Annotated in this window: 20 protein-coding genes; 12 read left to right on the top strand and 8 right to left on the bottom strand. The window is 44.4% G+C overall.

All coding sequences use genetic code 11. The features are described 5' to 3' along the window. Nucleotides 1-51 precede the first annotated feature (51 nt). Both RMZ95_RS15250 and RMZ95_RS15255 read left to right on the top strand, forming a co-directional pair. A complete protein-coding gene (locus tag RMZ95_RS15250) occupies nucleotides 52-1,524 on the top strand; it encodes a DHA2 family efflux MFS transporter permease subunit (RefSeq protein WP_322682687.1) in 1,473 nt (490 codons plus the stop codon). A 44-nt stretch (nucleotides 1,525-1,568) separates the two neighbouring features. Continuing rightward, entirely contained in the window at nucleotides 1,569-2,318 is a 750-nt protein-coding gene (locus RMZ95_RS15255; protein ID WP_322678877.1) for an SDR family NAD(P)-dependent oxidoreductase, read from the top strand. A gap of 173 nt (nucleotides 2,319-2,491) precedes the next feature. On the opposite strand, the gene RMZ95_RS15260 is transcribed toward RMZ95_RS15255, so the two are convergent. Both RMZ95_RS15260 and RMZ95_RS15265 read right to left on the bottom strand, forming a co-directional pair. After that, nucleotides 2,492-3,472: a sugar-binding transcriptional regulator gene (locus tag RMZ95_RS15260; protein ID WP_322682688.1), complete on the bottom strand. Its 981-nt coding sequence runs from the start codon at nucleotides 3,470-3,472 to the stop codon at nucleotides 2,492-2,494. Nucleotides 3,473-3,573: 101 nt separating this feature from the next. Continuing rightward, complete coding sequence (locus RMZ95_RS15265; protein ID WP_322682689.1) at nucleotides 3,574-4,374, bottom strand: SDR family NAD(P)-dependent oxidoreductase; 801 nt, start codon at nucleotides 4,372-4,374, stop codon at nucleotides 3,574-3,576. Between the two features lie 147 nt (nucleotides 4,375-4,521). Between RMZ95_RS15265 and RMZ95_RS15270 the strand changes: the two genes are divergently transcribed. From RMZ95_RS15270 to RMZ95_RS15300, 7 genes are all read left to right on the top strand, one after another. After that, the gene (locus RMZ95_RS15270) at nucleotides 4,522-5,868 is read left to right on the top strand and encodes a sugar ABC transporter substrate-binding protein (protein WP_322682690.1); all 1,347 of its coding nucleotides are present in this window, start codon (nucleotides 4,522-4,524) and stop codon (nucleotides 5,866-5,868) included. Between the two features lie 104 nt (nucleotides 5,869-5,972). Beyond that, a complete protein-coding gene (locus RMZ95_RS15275; protein ID WP_322682691.1) occupies nucleotides 5,973-6,896 on the top strand; it encodes a sugar ABC transporter permease in 924 nt (307 codons plus the stop codon). Nucleotides 6,897-6,975: 79 nt separating this feature from the next. Beyond that, nucleotides 6,976-7,797 (top strand): carbohydrate ABC transporter permease, encoded by an 822-nt coding sequence (locus RMZ95_RS15280; protein WP_322682692.1) that lies wholly within the window; start codon nucleotides 6,976-6,978, stop codon nucleotides 7,795-7,797. Between the two features lie 202 nt (nucleotides 7,798-7,999). Then, nucleotides 8,000-9,157: a sn-glycerol-3-phosphate ABC transporter ATP-binding protein UgpC gene (locus RMZ95_RS15285; RefSeq protein WP_322682693.1), complete on the top strand. Its 1,158-nt coding sequence runs from the start codon at nucleotides 8,000-8,002 to the stop codon at nucleotides 9,155-9,157. After that, nucleotides 9,114-10,601: a mannitol dehydrogenase family protein gene (locus RMZ95_RS15290; protein WP_322682694.1), complete on the top strand. Its 1,488-nt coding sequence runs from the start codon at nucleotides 9,114-9,116 to the stop codon at nucleotides 10,599-10,601. Before RMZ95_RS15285 ends, RMZ95_RS15290 begins: the two co-directional genes overlap by 44 nt. A 78-nt stretch (nucleotides 10,602-10,679) precedes the next feature. Further along, nucleotides 10,680-12,146: a xylulokinase gene (gene xylB, locus RMZ95_RS15295; protein ID WP_322682695.1), complete on the top strand. Its 1,467-nt coding sequence runs from the start codon at nucleotides 10,680-10,682 to the stop codon at nucleotides 12,144-12,146. Between the two features lie 63 nt (nucleotides 12,147-12,209). Continuing rightward, nucleotides 12,210-12,932, top strand: a complete 723-nt coding sequence (locus RMZ95_RS15300; protein ID WP_322682696.1) for a gamma-glutamylcyclotransferase — start codon at nucleotides 12,210-12,212, stop codon at nucleotides 12,930-12,932. Here the strand turns inward: RMZ95_RS15300 and RMZ95_RS15305 are convergent. The 5 genes from RMZ95_RS15305 to RMZ95_RS15325 all read right to left on the bottom strand — a co-directional run bounded on the left by RMZ95_RS15305 (nucleotide 12,910) and on the right by RMZ95_RS15325 (nucleotide 16,455). Continuing rightward, nucleotides 12,910-13,749: a class I SAM-dependent methyltransferase gene (locus RMZ95_RS15305; protein ID WP_322682697.1), complete on the bottom strand. Its 840-nt coding sequence runs from the start codon at nucleotides 13,747-13,749 to the stop codon at nucleotides 12,910-12,912. The two genes, RMZ95_RS15300 and RMZ95_RS15305, sit on opposite strands and share 23 nt — an antisense overlap. Beyond that, on the bottom strand, nucleotides 13,733-14,122 hold the full coding sequence (locus RMZ95_RS15310; RefSeq protein WP_322682698.1) for a DUF120 domain-containing protein: 390 nt from the start codon (nucleotides 14,120-14,122) through the stop codon (nucleotides 13,733-13,735). Before RMZ95_RS15310 ends, RMZ95_RS15305 begins: the two co-directional genes overlap by 17 nt. Nucleotides 14,123-14,265: 143 nt before the next feature. Continuing rightward, complete coding sequence (locus tag RMZ95_RS15315) at nucleotides 14,266-14,874, bottom strand: TetR/AcrR family transcriptional regulator (protein ID WP_322673064.1); 609 nt, start codon at nucleotides 14,872-14,874, stop codon at nucleotides 14,266-14,268. A gap of 113 nt (nucleotides 14,875-14,987) precedes the next feature. Next, a complete protein-coding gene (locus tag RMZ95_RS15320; RefSeq protein WP_322682699.1) occupies nucleotides 14,988-15,491 on the bottom strand; it encodes a GNAT family N-acetyltransferase in 504 nt (167 codons plus the stop codon). 250 nt (nucleotides 15,492-15,741) lie between these two features. Continuing rightward, entirely contained in the window at nucleotides 15,742-16,455 is a 714-nt protein-coding gene (locus RMZ95_RS15325; RefSeq protein WP_322673066.1) for a DJ-1/PfpI family protein, read from the bottom strand. A gap of 322 nt (nucleotides 16,456-16,777) precedes the next feature. Between RMZ95_RS15325 and RMZ95_RS15330 the strand changes: the two genes are divergently transcribed. Next, nucleotides 16,778-17,263 (top strand): beta-lactamase hydrolase domain-containing protein, encoded by a 486-nt coding sequence (locus RMZ95_RS15330; RefSeq protein WP_194040625.1) that lies wholly within the window; start codon nucleotides 16,778-16,780, stop codon nucleotides 17,261-17,263. A gap of 242 nt (nucleotides 17,264-17,505) precedes the next feature. Here the strand turns inward: RMZ95_RS15330 and RMZ95_RS15335 are convergent, their stop codons facing one another. Beyond that, on the bottom strand, nucleotides 17,506-17,829 hold the full coding sequence (locus tag RMZ95_RS15335) for a hypothetical protein (RefSeq protein WP_322682700.1): 324 nt from the start codon (nucleotides 17,827-17,829) through the stop codon (nucleotides 17,506-17,508). Nucleotides 17,830-18,555: 726 nt separating this feature from the next. On the opposite strand from RMZ95_RS15335, the gene RMZ95_RS15340 reads away from it, so the two are divergent. Together RMZ95_RS15340 and RMZ95_RS15345 are read left to right on the top strand one after the other, a co-directional pair. Next, nucleotides 18,556-19,080, top strand: a complete 525-nt coding sequence (locus RMZ95_RS15340) for a pentapeptide repeat-containing protein (protein ID WP_322682701.1) — start codon at nucleotides 18,556-18,558, stop codon at nucleotides 19,078-19,080. Then, the gene (locus tag RMZ95_RS15345) at nucleotides 19,077-20,243 is read left to right on the top strand and encodes a 5-(carboxyamino)imidazole ribonucleotide synthase (RefSeq protein WP_322682751.1); all 1,167 of its coding nucleotides are present in this window, start codon (nucleotides 19,077-19,079) and stop codon (nucleotides 20,241-20,243) included. The genes RMZ95_RS15340 and RMZ95_RS15345 overlap by 4 nt, the downstream gene beginning before the upstream one ends. Nucleotides 20,244-20,266 lie beyond the last annotated feature (23 nt).

Raw genomic sequence — 20,266 nt, forward strand, 5'->3', positions numbered from 1 at the left:
ATACGTATGCAAACTATTCACAACCGTAAAGTCAAAGGTGGAGGCTAAACGTTGGCACAATTCCAAGCAGAACCTCTGGCTTTATCAAGCTCTCAAAAAAATTGGGTTTTACTCGGTGTCGGACTTGGGGTATTCATGTCTACCCTGGATGTGGGGATCATTAATGTTGCTTTGCCCACATTAGTGCAAGCCTTTGGCACTAGTTTTCCTACCACCCAATGGGCTGTATTGAGTTACCAGTTGGTCAGTTCTGGTTTAGTTTTGGGAGCAACCCGCTTGGGGGATATGTGGGGTAAGAAGTCCCTATACCAAGGGGGACTAGTTCTGTTCACTTTCAGTTCGCTGTTGTGTGGTTTTGCACCTAGTATCGAGTGGTTGATTGGCTTTCGGGCGCTTCAAGGATTAGGTGCTGTGTTCATTTCTGGGCTTGGTTTAGCAATTATCACAGAAGTTTTTCCCTCTTCCGAGCGAGGTCGGGCTGTTGGCATCATCGGTAGTGTAGTGTCACTGGGAATTGCTTTTGGCCCCTCTGCTGGCGGATTGCTCTTAAGCTGGTCAGGCTGGCATAGTATATTCTTCATCAATGTACCCTTGGGGATTATCGCTAGTTTCTTAATAGCTCGTGTAGTGCCACCTTCTGCACGCATTGAGGGCAAACAGAAATTTGACTTTTTGGGAGCCATATTAGCTTTATTGACTCTGGGTAGTTTTGGGCTGGGTATGACACTAGGGCAAAGCCAGGGCTTTAGCAGTATTAATACATTGATATTATTAGCGATCGCTACCGTAAGTTTCATTACATTTTTGGTAGTTGAAGCGATTCTAAAGCAGCCACTACTAGAGCTAAAGCTGTTTCGCAATCTTCAGTTGAGTATGGGTTTGCTAAGTGGCTGGTTAGCATTCATTGTTATTGGCGGTTCGCTACTGATCGTCCCTTTCTTTCTAGAGAGCGTCAAGCATTATCCGACGGTAAAAGTAGGGCTATTACTAGCCGTATCGCCTGTACTGAGTGGGTTAATTGCTCCACTGGCTGGAATACTTTCAGACCGTTTTGGCGCTCGACTAATCAGTTCGATTGGGTTGGGGTTGATGATTGGCGGCTGTCTGGGGATTAGCACCTTTGATGCTCAAATTACTGAACTAGGCTATGTATCGCGCTATTTTATTTACGGCATTGGATTGGGTTTATTTCAATCGCCCAACAACAGCACTGTTATGGGATCGGTACCGAGAGAGCGGCTAGGGATTGCTTCTGGGCTGTTATCTTTGTCACGTACCTCAGGAAACACCGTAGGAGTTTCTCTAATTGGGGCAGTATTTGGAGCCTTAATCGCTAGTATGTCTGCGGGTGCAGATGTCTCTGTCGCCCCTCCTGATGCGATCGTTGCAGGGTTCCAAGGAACTTTTCGCTTTGCAGCCCTAATACTTTGTGGGGCGGCTGTTGCATCTGTTTTGAGGATTGGTAAGAGGCAGGGGGCAGGGGAGCAGGGGAGCAGGGGGGGCAGAGGAGCAGGGGAGGAATAATTAATGCTCAATATTCAATAATCAATTACTAAGGAGTTAGATAAATGACAGGTAAATTAGAAGGAAAAGTGGCAATTATCACTGGGGCTTCAGCGGGAATTGGAGAGGCAACTGCGATCGCTTTGGCTTCAGTTGGAGCAACAGTAGTACTCGCTGCTAGGCGTGGCGATCGCATTCAGGCATTAGCAGAACGCATCGAAGCTAGTGGTGGGAAGGCATTGCCTATTGTCACTGATGTGACTGATGAAACTCAGGTAAATAACTTGGTGGCAAAGGCCAATGCAGAATTGGGAAGGGTTGATATCCTTGTGAATAATGCCGGGATTGCCTTACTGGGCACAATTGAAGCGGGAAATAGCTCAGATTGGCGGCGATCGTTTGACCTCAACGTATTAGGACTGCTATATGCTACTCATGCCGTTTTGCCTTTGTTGAAGGCGCAAAAATCAGGGCATATAGTCAATATCTCCTCAGTGGCTGGCCGGACAGCGCGGGCGGGTGTTGGTGTTTACAATGCTACCAAATGGGGTGTTAATGCCCTCTCGGAAGCATTGCGCCAAGAAGTCCACAAAGACAACATCCGCGTCACCATTATTGAACCAGGTTTAGTAGATACGGAAATTGACAACCAAATTACCGATCCCGTTGCCAAACAACGGATCGAAGAACGACGCAAGTCAATTCAACCTCTGCAAAGCGAAGACATTGCGGCTGCGATCGTTTACGCTCTTACGCAACCGCCACGCGTTAATGTCAACGAAATCCTCATCAGACCAACGGGACAAGAACACTAAAGCTAAAGGGCAGGCTTAACAGTCATGCCCTTTTTTAGATAAGTAGTGAAAATCTTTAATCAAATTCCAAGTATAGCAAGGGACTGGGGACTGGGGACTGGGTGAAAAGCCTTTTTGTATCTAAGTTTTATCGTCTGTTGATGTCCTAACCACCTTGCCTGTTGCTATATTTACTAAATTTTAGAAAGAATCATTTGGGCAGCAGCTTCATCGGTAATCAATCCTGTAATTAACTTGCCATGCAGAGCAGCTAAAATCGCCTCTGCCTTTTTCACACCACCCGCCACACCAATAATCAGTCGATGAGCGGGTTGTTCGAGCGCTACACTGGCAACCCGGCTGTTTGTCCCTTGTTGCAGCAATACTCCACGATCGCTGTAAGCCCAACCTGCAATTTCTCCGACTGCTCCCAGTTCAATCAATTCAGCTACCTCATCGTCATTGATGAAACCGTCTTGATGTAACGGAGCATTCCAGGCAATGTGACTAATTCCGACAAAGGTTGCTTTGGCTTGCTCGGCGAGAGTTTTGACGGCGAGAAACGATCGCTGAGTCTGCAAGAGTTCTCGTTCTTCAATGCTAGTCGCAACAACGGGAGTCGGCACTGGGTAAGCTTGGGAACCGACGCGATCGGATAAATGCATAACCACTTCGTGACGACCTGCACGCCCAGAATGAGACATATTCCCAATAATTGAAACAATCTTATGTTGGGGTTGGTTCATTGAGGGTATCTGTTCCACCATTGCTCGCAATGTGCGACCTGACGAAAACGCCAGTATACTTGGGGTTTTAGCCATCAGGTAAGCTTCTAGGTGGGTGGCAGCACATACACCAATCCCGTATAATGTATCACCACTGCCTGCGTCAGTTGGTACTACTTCACAAAGTGATAGAGCAAAGCGATCGCGTAACGACTCAGCCAAAGCAATGCATTCACTCAGGGGATGATCGAGTCGAAATTTAATCAATTTTTCACTGACTGCCAGTGCCACTAAGCGTTGTGCAGCTTGCCGGGACACATTAAGCTTGGCGGCAATTTCTTCTTGCGTATTGCCGGCGATGTAATAGAGCCAAGCAGCATGAGCAGCCAAGTCTAATTTGCGTGCCCGAAGGGGGGTGGCATCGCGCCGCTCTAAAAAAGGTTGTCCCATATACTACCTGCAAAAACTATGTATCTATCAAAGGTATGATTGCATTTTACCGAGTATATGCCCAAAGATTATATCTTTGCTCAATTATTTTTAAATTTCTATTATCCCCCAGTAACCTCCAAGTTAAAGCCAGTAATGTAGCTTGCCTCTTCGCTCATCAAAAACGCTACTCCATTTGCCACCTCTTCCAAACTTCCCAAACGCCGCATTGGCACTGAATTAATCATCTGTTGCTCAACTACTTTGGGATCGGCATCAAAGTATTGCGATCCTACTGCTGCTTGTAATTCCGTTTGCCGCGTCCACATAAAACCAGGGCCAATCAACGCAGGCGAGAGTGCATTCACCCGAATGCCATAGGGAGCCAAGTCTTTTGCTGCTGTCTGAGTCATTCCAATCACTGCAAACTTAGAAGCGGCGTAAGCCAACATATTTGGCGGCCCAACCACCCCTGCATAACTCGCCATATTAACGATCGCGCCTCCACCTGCATCGCGTAATTGTTGTGCAGCAGCCTTGAGAATATGGAAAACGCCAACAACGTTAATGTCGATCACTTTTTGAAAGTCGTCTTCAGGATATTCGTCAGTCTTGGCAAATGCTCCTTGATAACCCGCGTTATTAAATACATAGTCGATGCGTCCAAATTGCTCAACAGCACCAGTAAAGGCTTTGGCGACATCATCACTAGATGTAACATCACAGCGAAACGTTCCGACTGGAACGTTGTACTCTTTTAGTTCCTGAGCCACATCTGCCATCTTCGGTTCATTCAAATCTAGCAGGGCTATTCCTGCACCATTGGCAGCAAAACGGTGTGCAGTTGCCTTGCCAATATCTCCTGCACCGCCAGTAATTAGGATCGTTTTACCTGCAAACTGATAAGTTGCTTTTGCCGTCATAGATTCAACCTCTTATTGAAGAATTGTTGCAAATGACCGTGATGGAAATCAGATTGGTATGATTTCTATTATTGAGCTTTTGCCCAATAATAGAGCATAAAATCAAAAATTTATTTCGTTCGGTTTTTACTTTAAAGGAGTTATGCGATGCGTATTCGCCGCTTCGCTAAAGTGCTGGCTGCATTTCTCGCTGGAGTAATGCTGGTGCATCTGCTATATGCTTGCTCACCGCGCTCCCAAGCCGCAGAGAAAACTAAACTAACGATCGCCACTGTTAATAATGGCGACATGGTGGTGATGCAAGGGCTTTCTCGCAAATTTGAGGAAGCTAATCCTGATATTCAACTCCGGTGGGTTGTGCTGGAAGAAAATGTGTTACGCCAACGCACAACTACAGATGTTGCAAGCCAAGGTGGGCAGTTTGATGTGATGACGATCGGTTCTTATGAAACACCAATCTGGGCTAGGCGGGATTGGTTAAGACCTTTGGATCTAGGCGCAAACTATGACGTAAATGACTTGCTTAAACCCATACGAGAAGGACTTTCCAATAACGGCAAACTCTATGCCGTGCCATTCTATGGGGAAAGTTCCATGCTGTACTACCGAAAAGACTTGTTTGAAAAAGCTGGAATTGCAGTTCCTCAACAGCCAACTTATCCCCAAATGAGAGAATGGGCAAGCAAAATCCACGACCCAGCGCATGGGGTTTATGGAGTTTGCCTGCGCGGAAAACCTGGTTGGGGTGAAAACGTCGCATTTGTTTCCACATTGGTTAATACCTATGGTGGACAGTGGTTTGATATGAAGTGGCAACCAACGATCAATACTCCAGCTTGGAAAGAGGCGATCGCCTTTTATGTCGATCTGCTCAACAAATATGGGCCGCCAGGAGCTAGTTCTAATGGATTTAACGAGAATCTGGCGTTATTCTCAACGGGTAAATGTGGTATGTGGGTAGATGCAACCGTTGCTGCGGGTTTATTATCCAATCCCAAAGAATCCCAAGTTTATAACAAAGTTGGCTTTGCCCGTGCGCCAATTGAAAAATATCCCAACGGTTCAAACTGGCTTTGGGCCTGGGCGCTAGCGGTTCCAAAAACCTCAAAATCACCGGAAGCCGCGCAAAAGTTCGTTGCTTGGGCAACATCAAAGGAATACATTCAACTAGTTGCTAAGGAAAATGGCTGGATTGCTGTACCACCAGGGACTCGGACTTCCACTTATGAAAATCCCAACTATCGAAAAGCTGCCCCCTTTGCTGAAATAGTACTGGCAGCAATTCAATCTGCTGATGTTACCCGTCCATCTGCACAACCAACTCCTTATAAGGGAGTTCAATATGTGGATATTCCAGAGTTTCAGGCGATCGGTTCTTCTGTCGGGCAAACCCTGGCAGCAGCGTTAACCAATCGGACTTCGGTAGACCAAGCCTTGCAGCGATCGCAGAAATCAACTGAACGCTTCATGAAACACACGGGTTATATCGAGTGAAATGGGGCATTGGGCATTGGGCATGGGTAAAAAGAGCCGATGCTCAACTACAAAACATTCAAAATCTAAAATCCAAAATCTAAAATCTAAAATTTCTTTGGGTTATGTCTTCTTCATTAGCGGTAAAACCTCAATCGGAAACGCCACCACCCACGAAGCAACGGACTACGCGGCAAGTGTCAACCTTACCTCTGGTTGCGCCTTCGGTCGTTCTCCTACTGCTGTGGATGATTGTGCCTCTGGTGATGACTATATGGTTTTCTTTTCAGCGTTATAACTTGCTGAATCCAGATGCACGTAAATTTATTGGGATTGAAAATTTCACTTTCATCCTGAGTGACTCAGCTTTATGGACATCGATCGCTATCACAATAGTTTTGGTTGTTTCTGTTTTAGCAATCACAATTGGTCTGGGTACATTACTAGCAGTACTATTTGACCAAGATTTTTATGGTCGTGGAGTGGCGCGGGTACTGGCAATTTCACCATTTTTCGTGATGCCCACAGTTAGCGCCCTAATCTGGAAAAATATGCTGATGCATCCAGTGAATGGGCTGTTTGCTCAAATTACTAGAGGTTTGGGTTTAGGGGCGATCGATTGGTTTGCCAGCGTTCCCTTGCTTGCCATCATTATTATTGTGTCCTGGGAATGGCTGCCCTTTGCCCTGCTGATTTTGTTGACTGCAATTCAGTCACTCGATCGCGACCAGTTAGAAGCTGCGCGGATGGATGGCGCAAATGCGATCGCTCTATTTCGTTTCGTTATGCTACCCCATCTGAGCCGCGCCATTTCTGTGGTTGCCATGATTGAGACAATTTTCTTCCTGACCATCTTTGCCGAAATCTTTGTTACCACAGGCGGCGGGCCAGGACTTGCAACCACTAATCTAGCTTATTACATCTTCTTAAAAGCCTTGCTGGAATTCGATGTCGGCGGTGCTTCAGCCGGTGGATTAATTGCCGTAATCCTTGCCAACATCGTGGCAATCTTTTTGATGCGTAGTGTTGCTCGTAATTTGGATACTTAATGCCAAGTTTCCCAAATAAGGCTACCGAAGCTAACTTTTCTAATTACGAATTACGAATTACAAATTACGAATTAGCATTATGGCACGTAAAACCTCGAAGATTTGGCTATGGACATTACTCGGCTGGCTTGCTGCCTGCATATTGTTTTTTCCAATTTTCTGGATGTTTCTCACCAGTTTCAAAACTGAAGTCGCGGCAGTATCAACTCCCCCTCAGTTGTTTTTCCGCCCGACATTGGAGAATTATATTGCCATCCAAGATCGGGCAAATTATTTCAATTATGCATTTAACAGCGTAGCGATTTCCCTTGGCTCTACTATAGTCGCGCTGCTGCTTGCTGTACCTGCTGCCTACGCAATGGCATTTTTCCCAACCAAACGCACCAAGGGCACTTTACTCTGGATGCTGTCTACCAAAATGCTGCCACCCGTTGGTGTGCTAGTGCCAATCTACATTTTGTGTCGCAACACCGGATTGCTGGATACTCACATCGGTTTGATTATTATTTATACCCTGATTAATTTACCAATCGTCGTCTGGATGATTTACAGCTTCTTCAAAGAAGTTCCTAAAGAAATTCTCGAAGCCGATCGCATGGATGGAGCAACCACACAGCAAGAACTTGTGCATGTGTTGTTGCCATTAGCAGTACCCGGAATTGCATCTACTGCCTTGCTTTCGATTATTTTGTCATGGAACGAAGCATTTTGGAGCTTGAACTTAACAACGGCAGATGCAGCCCCACTTACAGCCTTTATTGCTTCTTTTTCCAGTCCTCAAGGATTATTTTGGGCAAAACTTTCGGCAGCATCAACATTGGCGATCGCACCAATCCTCATCTTTGGTTGGCTGAGTCAACGGCAATTAGTCCGGGGTCTTACTTTTGGTGCAGTGAAATGAGTGAAGGCAGGCACTCTTACAGCTTTGCGTAAAATCGTGGCAAATTGAGGGTTGAAATTTAAACGCATAGGCGCTTCGCCTTCCCGCAGGGTAGGGGCGCAGAGGTAAGCGCAAAGGTACGCAGAGAATTTGCTACGAATTAATTAAATGTTGCACTCTTCTCTGTGTGACAAAAACTTAAACTCATTAATGGAAATATTTTATGTCAACAGTTGCTTTAAGAAATATCCATAAAACCTACGCCGATACAGAGATTATCAAAGGCATCGATCTCGACGTGGGCGATCGCGAATTTGTTGTCTTCGTCGGCCCCTCCGGTTGTGGGAAATCAACCTTACTCCGCATGATAGCTGGACTCGAAGAAATTTCCTCCGGCGATCTACTCATTGATGGACAAAAAGTCAATGATGTGCCACCCGATAAACGTGGTTTAGCAATGGTGTTTCAAACTTATGCCTTATATCCCCACATGACAGTGGCAGAAAATATGGCTTTTAGCCTCCGACTTGCGGGTATGCAGAAAGCCCAGCGTTATGAAAGGGCGCGTGAGGTCGCTCGTATCCTGCAATTAGAGCCGCTTTTGAACCGGAAGCCCAAAGAATTATCGGGAGGACAACGGCAACGCGTGGCGATCGGTCGTGCTTTGGTGCGTAATCCCAAAGTATTTTTGTTTGATGAGCCACTGTCCAACCTGGATGCTTCATTGCGGGTGCAGATGCGGATTGAGCTTGCCAGTTTACACGACAGCCTGCAAGCCACCATGATTTATGTTACCCACGATCAAGTTGAGGCAATGACCCTTGCCGACAAGATTGTGGTGTTGCAGGGCGGCATCATCGAACAAATGGGTTCTCCCCTGGAATTGTACCATCATCCCCGCAATCTATTCGTTGCCGGATTTATTGGTTCACCGAAAATGAACTTTATCTCGGTGACAGTTTCAGCCGTCAATGACTCTGGGGCAACAGTTAGACTACCTGGTGACGCAAGCGTAACGATTCCAGTGAAGCCCAAAACCCTCTCAGTTGGGGATAGAGCAACATTAGGGATTCGTCCCGAACATCTGCGGCTCGATCGCAATAACCCAAGCGTGAATGGTGAAGTATTAGTCGTAGAACGATTGGGCGGAGAAACTTTTCTCTACATCAAAATTGCCGGTGGCGAAACCATAGTTGTGCAAACAGACGGAGATAATCCAGCCAACATGCACGATTACGTTCCGATTTACATTAATGGTGAGCTTTGCCATTTGTTCGATCGCGACGGTGAAGCCATCCCCAAAGTTCATCGTCACCACCTAACCCAGAATGAATCCCATGAACAGCAATATCAGCAGAGGATCGGCAATCAAGCTGAATGAAGCATCTCTGTCTCATTTAGGAAATAACATTCGCGTACCCAATTACGATCGCCATCAAATCACAAACGGTATTGTCCATATCGGTGTGGGTGGGTTCCATCGCGCACATCAAGCTTTATACCTGGATAATTACTTTCATCAAAATTCCGGTATTGAATGGGGAATATGCGGGGTTGGGCTACTAGAATTCGATAAACAGATGCGGGATGCACTTAAATCACAAGATTGTTTGTATACCTTAATCGAAAGATCCCCAGCAGGCGATCGCGCCCGTGTGATTGGAGCAATTACAAAATATCTATTTGCCCCAGATAACCGCCAAGCTGTAATTGACACCTTAGCAGATCCCAAATGCCGCATCGTTACCCTCACCATTACCGAAGGTGGCTACTACTATATTGAAGGTAGCGGTGAATTCGATGTCAATCACCCAACAATCCAGTACGATTTGCAGCATCCCGACGAGCCAATTGGAGTATATGGCTTTTTGACAGCAGCCCTTAATCGCCGCCGTCAACAAGGAATCGCACCATTTACCGTGTTGTCCTGCGACAACTTGCAAGGTAACGGCAATATTGCCCGCAAAATGTTAACCGCATTTGCCCAAATGCAGAACCCGGAATTAGGGCATTGGGTTGCTGAACAGGTAGCTTTTCCTAACTGCATGGTCGATCGCATTACCCCCGCCACAACCCCAGCAGATATCAAAATGGTGGCGGAACAGTTTAACATTGATGATGCCTTTCCAGTTGTTGCCGAACCGTTTCTTCAGTGGGTAGTCGAAGACAATTTCAGCGCAGGTAGACCTGATTGGGAATCAGTTGGCGTTCAGATGACGAGTGATGTTCATCCTTACGAGATGATGAAAATCCGGTTGCTCAACGCCAGTCACTTGTTGATTGGCTATCTCGGCTCCTTAGCAGGTTATACATACGTCCATGAAGTTATGGCAGATGCATTAATCCGACAAGCCGTCGATAATTTGATGGCAGAAGTTACGCCCACACTTCAACCCGTACCTGGAATTGATTTAGATAATTACAAAAAAACCTTAATTGAACGCTTTGCCAATCCTAAAATTCGAGATCAACTCCCGCGTCTTTGCCTCAATAGCTCCGCTAAAATGCCAAAATTTGTTTTAGGCTCAGTCCGTGACGCGCTGCATCAAGGAGGGGCAATTGAATACATGAGCCTAACGGTTGCTGCTTGGTTCCGTTACCTCAATGGAAACGATGACCAAGGCAATACTATTCCCATTGATGACCCAATAGCAGGTACTCTAACTCAATTAGCTGATTCCAGTGGTAGCGATGCCAAACCATTGCTTAATTTAACTGAGATTTTTGGCGATTTGTCCCAGTCACCGCTTTTTGTTGAGTCAGTTACGAATCATTTACACAGATTGTATAAGTTTGGAGCGAAAGAAACATTAGTCAAAACTTAACCAAAGAGTGAAAGCTGTGAGCTTTGAAGGTGGAAGTTTCATTTCTGCCTTCTGAATATTAAGAATTTGGAGGGGCAATTGACTGACATCGTAGTTGGCTTAGACTTGGGTACAGGAGGAGTAAGAGCGATCGCAGTTGACCTCCAAGGGCAAATTATCGCTCAGTCAACCAGAAGCTATCCCCTGTTAACTCCACAACCCGGTTGGACGGAACAGAACTCATCGGATTGGGTGGAAGCAAGTTTGGATGCTCTCTTCGATGTTACTCAACAGCTAAACGGACATCGACCGCTCGCCCTCGGTTTGTCTGGACAAATGCATGGTATGGTTCCTCTCGACGCGGAAGGCAAAGCAATTAGACCGGCAATTTTGTGGAATGACCAGCGCACGGGTAAAGCTGTTGCTGAGATTGAAGCCACCATTCCCCGTCAAGAGTTGATCCAGCGCACTGGAAATCCGGCAATTACAGGCTTTCAACTGCCGAAGCTCCTATGGTTGCGGACTGAAGAACCACAAGCCTATACTCGATTGTGGCAGATTCTTTTGCCCAAAGATTATCTGAGATATGTGCTAACAGGCGAAGCAGTAACAGAACCGTCTGATGCCTCTGGTGTCGGCTGTCTGAATCTGGCAAATCGGCAATGGGATACAGATATTCTCGATGCTCTCGATATCAGCCCCGCGTTATTCCCCCCAGCCATCGAATCTACCGCGATCGCTGGACGGCTCAAATCAGAAATAGCCGCCCGTGTGGGATTACCTGTGGGATTACCTGTGGTTGCAGGTGGAGGTGATAATGCCGCCGCCGCCATCGGTTTGGGCATCTCATCAAGCAACCTAAATCGGGGTAGTTTGAGTATTGGCACATCGGGAGTTATTTTTGCACCGTGCGATCGCCCAATTCCCGATCCCGAAGGTCGGGTACATTTATTCTGCCATGTGGATGGTGGCTATCATCTGCTGGGAGTGACGCTAGCAGCTGGTGGTTCTCTGCGTTGGTATCGAGATACATTTGCACCGCATACATTCTACACCGATTTAATGGATATGGCAGAGCGATCGCAGCCTGGTGCGCGTGGTGTGCTATTTCTACCCCACCTCGCAGGAGAACGCAGTCCCCACCTCGATCCAGATACTCGTGGTGCTTTCGTGAATTTGTCATTAGCTCATACACAAGCAGATATAACTCGCGCTGTCCTGGAAGGGGTTGCATTTAGCTTGCGGTCAGCATTGGAGGTAATTAGTGCGATCGCTCCCCTCGATCAACTCTTAGCAACGGGTGGAGGCGCACGTTCTCACATCTGGTTACAAATTTTGGCAGATGTTTTGCAAACAAAACTCATTGCACCCAAAGCTGAGGAAGGAGCTGCTTACGGAGCAGCTATTTTGGCAATGGTGGGGATTGGTGTTTATCCGAATTTAGAAGCTGCACTCAAGATTTTATCGCAGGATAATAATGTAGTACAGCCGCAGCCAAATCCTTTATATGAAGCAGGATTTAAGCGCTACAAGCTACTTTACGATACATTGAAAGCTGTTCGTTGAGAATTAAATTATCTTAAAGTTAGAGTGAATTACTGAAGATTTACAGAAAAAATAATATACATTATGTCACTCAGTCGTAGCGACCTCGAAGCTGGAAACATACAGACAAGACTATTAGAAGCATCACACTCTGGAATCAAGCTAACTACCCTGAGCGAAGATGAGTTACAGCGATCGCTCGATGAAACATTACAACAGCAGCCACCAAATTCTGATATTTGGATATTTGCCTACGGTTCGCTGATTTGGAATCCTCTAATCACATACGTCGAGCGCCGTGCTGGGATCGTTTATGGTTGGCATCGGCGCTTCTGTACATGGATGATCCTCGGTCGCGGTACTCCAGATAATCCCGGATTACTCTTAGGACTCGATCGGGGTGGTAGCTGTCGTGGCGTTATTTATCGGATTGCTGCTGCTGATGTCCCATCCGAATTACTGCTGATTTGGCGACGGGAGATGTTGGGTGGTGTCTACATTGCTCGTTGGGTGAAGGTATTTGATGGTACACAGGAATTCCTAGCGATCGCTTTTGTTGCTAATCGCCAACATCCCAGGTACGCTCATCAAATACCATTCACAACTACTGTGAATAGCATTGCCACCGCATCGGGAAAATTGGGTTCCTGCGCTGATTATCTGATGAAAACTGTTGAGGGATTAATCAGTGAAGGCATTAAAGATAGACAATTACTCTGGTTACATAAACAAGTGTTGGCAAAACAACAAGCGCTTTTAGTTAGTGGCGATCGCTCTATACCGTCTATTTCCGGGCAACAGCCATGATGTGAGCGCTCATCCCCAACATAGAGGGTTCGGTTTCTAACCAGCGAATTGCTTCTAAAAGGCGATTGCAGCGACCTACATCATTCCAGTGTTCCTGAAAGTTTTGTAATAACCAGCCTGGCCCTTCAATCGCTAAAATCTTTTCAGAATGTAAGCCCGCTTCTTCAACCTCTGCTTTGAGTTCTTCTGGATGATGAAAGAAGGTTTTTGTAAAGTAGCGAGGATGGTTGTTTGGGTTGCGGTGTTGACCATCAATCAAATCCTGTTTAACAATCTCTACAAACTCAGGATCGTCTAAATGTCCGCCAAATAATCCATCTAAGGTTGAAGCAAAACGAGAGACTCCCGCAGCAAAAACAAAACCTCCAGTTTTTAAGATCCGATGAGCTTCACGCAAAGCAATAATCCGATCTGTGCGCTCAGTCAAATGATACAAAGGCCCAAGTAAGAGTACAGCATCAACGCTATTATCCGCCCGATTGAGTTGCCGAGCATCTCCAACTGCCAAACTAGCTAGAGGATATTCTGGTTGAGCTTGAGACAAATGCCGAGCTTGCTCTATGTGCAAAGGAACCGCATCAATAAGATGGACTTCATAGCCTTGTTGAGCAAGCCAAAAAGAATAAACGCCAGCGCCACCGCCAACATCGAAAATGACTGCGGGAGGAGGCGGTAGGTAACGGTTAATAAGTTCTTGGCTTCGGGCTAATTCCAGCAAACCTGCACCTTTTGATAACCGATCTTGCTCCCGACCACTCGCGTAATGGATTAACGCTTCATCTCCAAGCAGATTGTTTAATTCAGATAAATCTGGCATCGTGAATCTCAACTTCAATCAAATCATTATCTTTAAGGTTATATAGCTCCCGAAGTTTCACATCGCAAGCTATCTCAATAATTGTTTTCGGATGATCTCCACTTTCGGTATTATTTTTGTCTGTTCTTAAGATAAAAGCATCTCTGCCAAATATCTTACAGGGAACAATGCTCACAGAAACAGTCCCTCCATATTCTTCCTTTTCCAGACGCATAACATTTTTCGGAAGATGGTAATGTCGATCTAACTGAATATTTAAAGTTCCAGGGAAGAATTTCATTCCGGTTTTTCTCAAGTAATATTCTTGGAGTTTCTCAATCCAGTAAGAAAAGTTTCCTAAACCACTAACAACCTTACCTTTTAAGATTCTCATATATCTTTATGTATATAAATAAGCTGGTATTTATATCGGTTGAACTTAAAGAAAAATTCAAAATTCAGAAACAATAATTTGTCTCTAACTCTTTCCCCTGCTCCCCTGCTGCCTATTTGTATCAACCTTAAAGTAAAATGGTATTAGAGGGGAGTAGTACTGATACCACGCACAAAAATATCTACACAGGTTTCGATATAGTCCTCACAGCTATAGTTGCCTTGATTGAATTTTGCACTGCGGCATAGCATTCCAGCCAATAGCATTCCTGTAAACATATCGACAGCCGGAAATGGATCGAGGTCTGCTCGGACAGTGCCTCGTTTCTGACTCGATTGCAGGTAAGCCACCAGTTTTTCCCCTAAGGGCTTGGCAGCTTCTTGAATAACTTGTTTAGCTGCTTCTGGATGACGTTTGGCTTCTCCAATGAAGGTACGAATTAAGTCCTCCTGTGTCTCTAGCATAGTATTGTAGAGATGGGCATACTGTTTTAAATCAATTTTTAAATCCTGTGTCCACGCTTCGGGGTATGCAAGGGCTTCTGTCTGGAGTGCCAAGGCATTCTTCATTACTGCTCCCAGAAGTTGTTCTTTGCTAGCAAAGTGGCGAAATAAAGTCACCTCATTTACACCAGCAACACGAGCTATTTCACGGGTAGTTGCTCCTTGAACACCTAAACTGGCAAATACCTGCAAGGCGGCTTCTATCAAACGTGTACGGGTGAGAGTTGATGAACGGATGGTTTTGTGCATTTATGCTGGCAAGTACTTACTTTCATCATAGATTATGTAGAAAAAGTGGTCGTAATTTAGGGAAAATAGTATTGATGCCAACATTTTTAAAGTTATTAAAAATATTTACTTTCTCAAATTGATTTCGGTGCAGTAGCTAATGTTTTACTCATTTTAGTAACTGGAACAAATATCCCACTTCTTAAATAATGAGGTGCTTTTTGGATGACTGTAAATCCCAGTCGTAAATAAAACCCTTCAGCATAAAGGCTAGCGGTTGTAATTACCTTATCTATACCTTGCTCAGTTGCTTCGTCGCAAAAATGTTGAACTAAAGCACGTCCAATCCCTTTACCTTGATATTTAGGGTGGACATACAGCCCAATTAGTTCATCAACAATGAAACTAGCAAAACCTATAACAACATCTCCCTCGATCGCAACCCAGAAAGATTCTGCTTTCATACTCTTCAAGATATTTGAACCATCAGGTTTGTCGCGGTAATTGCGCCAAGCTAAAAGTTCTTTTTGGGTGTAGAAAGTTGGAGGTAGAGCTTTGATAGCAGCAATATGAATTGCACTCAACACCCACGCATCTGTTTCTTGGGCAGGTCGAAGAGATATTTCCTTAGCGCTCATAGTTCAGTGCTGGCATTCAGATTACAAGAGAAGGCAGGGGCAGATCGCTTTTAGCGTCTCCCCTTGGGAGAAGGCAGGAGGAAAAAAGTATGAATAAAAACTTTAGTTCTGGGTACATTGCCCAGTTTAAAAAGAAGAATTGTTCTGTAAGCTATGTTACAGCTTCCGTAACACACCGAAAATCGGAAATGGTGCGTTATGTGTTTCACGCTAATACAATCTACCCTATCTTCTAATTATTTGCGCCTAGCTATTTATTAGCAGTTTGCAATTGAGTCACAACTCGCTGGACAATTTGCCGTCTGATTTCCTGAACATTGTGACTTGCATCTATAACGCGAGCAAGTACAGCCGCAGGGGCAGTTTGGGGAGAACCACTGTTAAAGGGTGGTTGGGGATTGTATTCAATCCCTAGTTGAATTGCTTGGGCGAGCGCTTCCCCAAATAACTCAGCAGCTAGAGCCAGCCCAAAATCAATGCCAGCTGTCACACCACCGCTTGTAATTCGATTGCGATCGATGACAATTCTTTGGGCAACTGTCTTCACTCCTAACATCTCAAGTAAATCCAACGATAGCCAGTGAGTAGTGGCGCAATAGCCCTGAAGTAAACCCGCCGCCGCCAGCAGCAGCGAACCAGTGCAGACAGCCGTAACATAGCGGGCTTGTTTCCCTTGGGTTTTGAGAAAGCCGAGGAACTTTTCATCTTCCATTTTGGCATTGATACCTGGGCCTCCTGGCACAAATAACACATCTAAGGCTGGGGCTTGAGCAAAGGTTGTGTCAGGTAGAAAAGTCAGGCCGCAATCGCTTTGAATTGGTTCGAGTGTTTCCGCCAGCAGATATAATTGCGCCTTTGGCAATTTGGCAAAGACTTCGTAGGGGCCCGTAAAATCTAACTGCGTCACATCTGGGAACAATACTATTCCAATGGATAGAGAAGAAATTTGTTCTGTAACAGTCATTATTGATACCCTTGTTCGCAAAAATTCCGATCGATTGCTCCTGCAACTTGCCCAATAGTATAACTCTAGAACTATAAACTACGGTAATTGCATCAACAAAAAGTATAAAAAACTCTAATTATCACTAATTCTATCGACAAACCGTATATTATGGATAAAGCAAAAAAATAACCAACTTCAAAAGACAAATTTTGAATTAATCAAGCAATATCTTGTGATATTTGGCTAATTTTATTGTGTTTATTTTGAATGTCTTCTCAAAGCTTGCTCTCTTAGAGTATTTACCAAGCTAGCAGACATTAGAAAATCAAAAGGAGTGAATGTGATCAACGCCATACAAATTAACGAAAACTTGACAACAACAGGACAAGTCATACCGAAACAGCTTGAGCAAGCTATTCAAGAAGGTTTTAAGTCCGTTCTCAATTTGCGATCGCCTGATGAACTAGGATTTTCTAAGGATGAGCAAAAAGTAGCGGAAGCATTGGGGCTGTATTATCAAAATGTTCCACTCAAGGTGGATCTCAAAAATTTGAATGAAGAGGTAATTACCAAAATCCTCACCACACTCGAACAAATCCCAAAACCAGCAGTTGTGCATTGTGCCGCCGGGATGCGATCGACTGGAATTGCGCTGTTGAGTATCGCTATCCAGGAAGGATTAACACCAGAGGAAACTTTAGCAAAAGCAAGGAATCTCGGTTTTGGATTCTTTGAACACGCTGGCGTTAGTCCCCGATTGAAGCAATTATTTGTGGACTACGTTAACAAACACGCGAAAGTAGCTTTACCAGCTAGCTGCTCTTAAATGGATGTTAGTTATTTCTATTGTTATGTCCTAATAGACTAGAAGGCTGCTATACAAATCATTGAAGAAGAATTCAGAATTAAGATGCTCTAGTTCCACAGAATTCAATTCTGTTAGCCGATAGCTAAGGTTTAGCCCATTCTGGCTCCTGACTCCTGAATTCTTTCTTCTTAAAAATTAAAAACTGCTCTTGCTGAAAGTAGACAAGAGCAGTTTTGAATAGCAAAGCCCAAAATCATAATTTAGGCATCTTCAAGTTCAAATTGAGCCACCGTAACAGCATTAAAAGCGAAAGCTAAAACTAATGGCATCGGCGACTGAAACCAAAAGGTAAAAAGAACAGCTAGGATTGTGCCAATTACTGCCGACAGCGACCACAATCGTTCTTCAAAAGTCAGCCCTTTTTCGGCTTTAATCAATCTGAGAACATGAACTGGAATTGGCTCTGGCATTACCCCACCCGGAGGAAAAGCCCAGAAATTGTTACGTCGCTCAACAAATAAATCTGTCCAGCCATTTTCTTGGCACCATGCCTCAATCCATTGAACAGAGTAATGATTCATCATCGGGTTTCGCAGTTCGGTTTGTGGAAGTTGTGTACTTGGTGAATGTAAACTCTGGGAGATTCCTGAAGAACTAACTAATCGCTATAAAATTAACGCTAATTATCGAGTTTTAAGCTTTGTTAAGCAATTGAGACGCATCTAATTACGCTCAAACCTTGCTTTCATTAATTAAAAGACTAACAGTTGATCGGGGCTATTGAATTTAAAAGACAACAAACTTTACTTGCAAAATAGAAAGTCAAGAATTGTAAATAACTCCGTGAGTATTACTGCTTAAAAAAAGTTTTTATCTGTTGAAAATTTAAATCCACAGATGAAGAATTGTAAATTAAGTCAACAAGCATAGGCCATAGTAGACATTGCTTTATTCAGCTAAATTATTCCTTAAGAGTTAGGAATTTCAAGTTTTATTTTCATCAAGAGCGACAGATTATCCTGCCCGTCTCTATTTTGCTAAAGCTTGCTTGATGTAAGAAACAATTTATACTCAGTCATTGCGATCGCTATTTAGTAATTATTGTTTTGATATCTAATTTTAGTGCGATCGCAGATTGCCTCTCTCTACCTCAAGTAGCAGGGAGAATTTTGCTAAAGTAAGAAGTTTATGCTCTTTTTGCGTTACAAAATATTAAGCAACGGAAATACACGTTTTCCAAGTCCAGTAGCAAGGCTGCGAGTCTCAATTAGTACGATCCAGTCTTGCTAATATTCAAATGCGGTAATTAAATGCGGGAATTATACACTAAATTGGCTCTCAATATCTTTTGGCGGCAAACACTAGCATTCCTTCTCGGAATTATTATCTGGTGTGTGGCCGATCCAGCAGTGGCAGTAGACTGGACTCATCCACTGTCATTTAGCAATGCAGAGCTATCAAGACGTGATTTTTCTGGACAGAGTTTGCAAGCTGCGGAGTTTTCTAACGCCAATATGGAATTGATTAACTTTACAAACGCTGACTTACGCGGAGCAGTTATGAGCGCTTCAGTGATGACAAAAGCAAATCTCCACGGAGCAGATTTAACGAATGCAATGGTCGATCAGGTAAACTTGACTAAGGCAGATTTGAGCGATGCAGTTTTCAAAGAAGCTCTTTTGCTCCGCGCCATATTTAATGATGTAAATATAGACGGTGCAGATTTTACAGATGCAATTTTGGATAGAGCGCAAATTAAAGAACTGTGCGAAAAAGCCAGTGGTGTGAATTCCAAAACAGGTGTGCAAACTCGTGATTCTCTAGGATGTCAATGAAGCGTGTTGGTGTAATTGGTGGCGGACAACTAGCCTGGATGATGGCGGATGCAGCACAGAAGCTAGGAGTAGAATTAATAGTACAAACTCCAAGCGTTCACGACCCGGCCGTGTCAATCGCTCAGGAAACTGTTTTTGCGCCAGTTGATGATGCAAATGCTACGGAAATATTAGCTCAAAAATGCGATGTTATCACCTTTGAAAACGAATTTGTTAACCTGCAAGCTTTATCTGGTTTAGCACAGCAAGGCGTTTGTTTTCGTCCCAGATTAGAAGCTTTAACTCCTCTTTTAGATAAATATCATCAGCGTTGCTATTTACGCGACTTAGGCTTACCAGTTCCTCAATTTTTCGCCCTTGACGAGGTAGAAAATCTCAAATCAAAAATAGAATATCTAGGTTTTCCAGTAGTTTTGAAATCCCGCCGTCATGGTTATGACGGTCAAGGTACTTTCATAATTCAGGATTTTGCTGCTTTAGAACAAAAGCTAAGTCATGAAACCACAACAAAAACTTTAAATCGATCGCTATTCTTGTTAGAAGAATTTGTTCCTTTTGAAAGAGAACTAGCAATAATTGCAGCTCGTTCTGTGGAGGGAGAAATTGTCACTTATCCAGTAGTGGAAACCCAACAAGAACAACAAGTGTGTCGGCGGGTGATTGCGCCAGCAGAGATTACGTCCAATCAAGTAGCAGAAATCCAAGCGATCGCACATACTCTATTAAATAGCTTAGAAGTAGTGGGAATTTTTGGAATTGAGCTATTTCTCAGGGCTGATGGCAAAGTACTGGTAAATGAAATTGCACCCCGTACCCACAATTCTGGGCATTTTTCCCTTGATGTTTGTGAAACTTCGCAGTTTGAGCAACACCTGAGAGCAGTTTGTGGTCTACCTTTGGGGAATCCGACTTTGCAGTGCGCTGGTGCTGTGATGGTGAACCTGCTGGGATATGAAAATTCTCACAGCGACTACCAAAGCCAGCGTCAACAAATAGCAGAAATTCCCCAGGCGCACGTTCACTGGTATGGGAAGACAGAATCACGTCCTGGGCGAAAGTTGGGACATGTCACTGTTTTGCTGGATAATCGGAATCGAGAGTCGGCAAGTGCATACGCCAATAACATCGCCCACAACATAGAATCTATCTGGTATCCCAGGTAAATAGATCGGAAAGTTTCGATATT

This window comes from Nostoc sp. DedQUE07, assembly GCF_034530975.2.
Lineage (GTDB): Bacteria > Cyanobacteriota > Cyanobacteriia > Cyanobacteriales > Nostocaceae > Nostoc.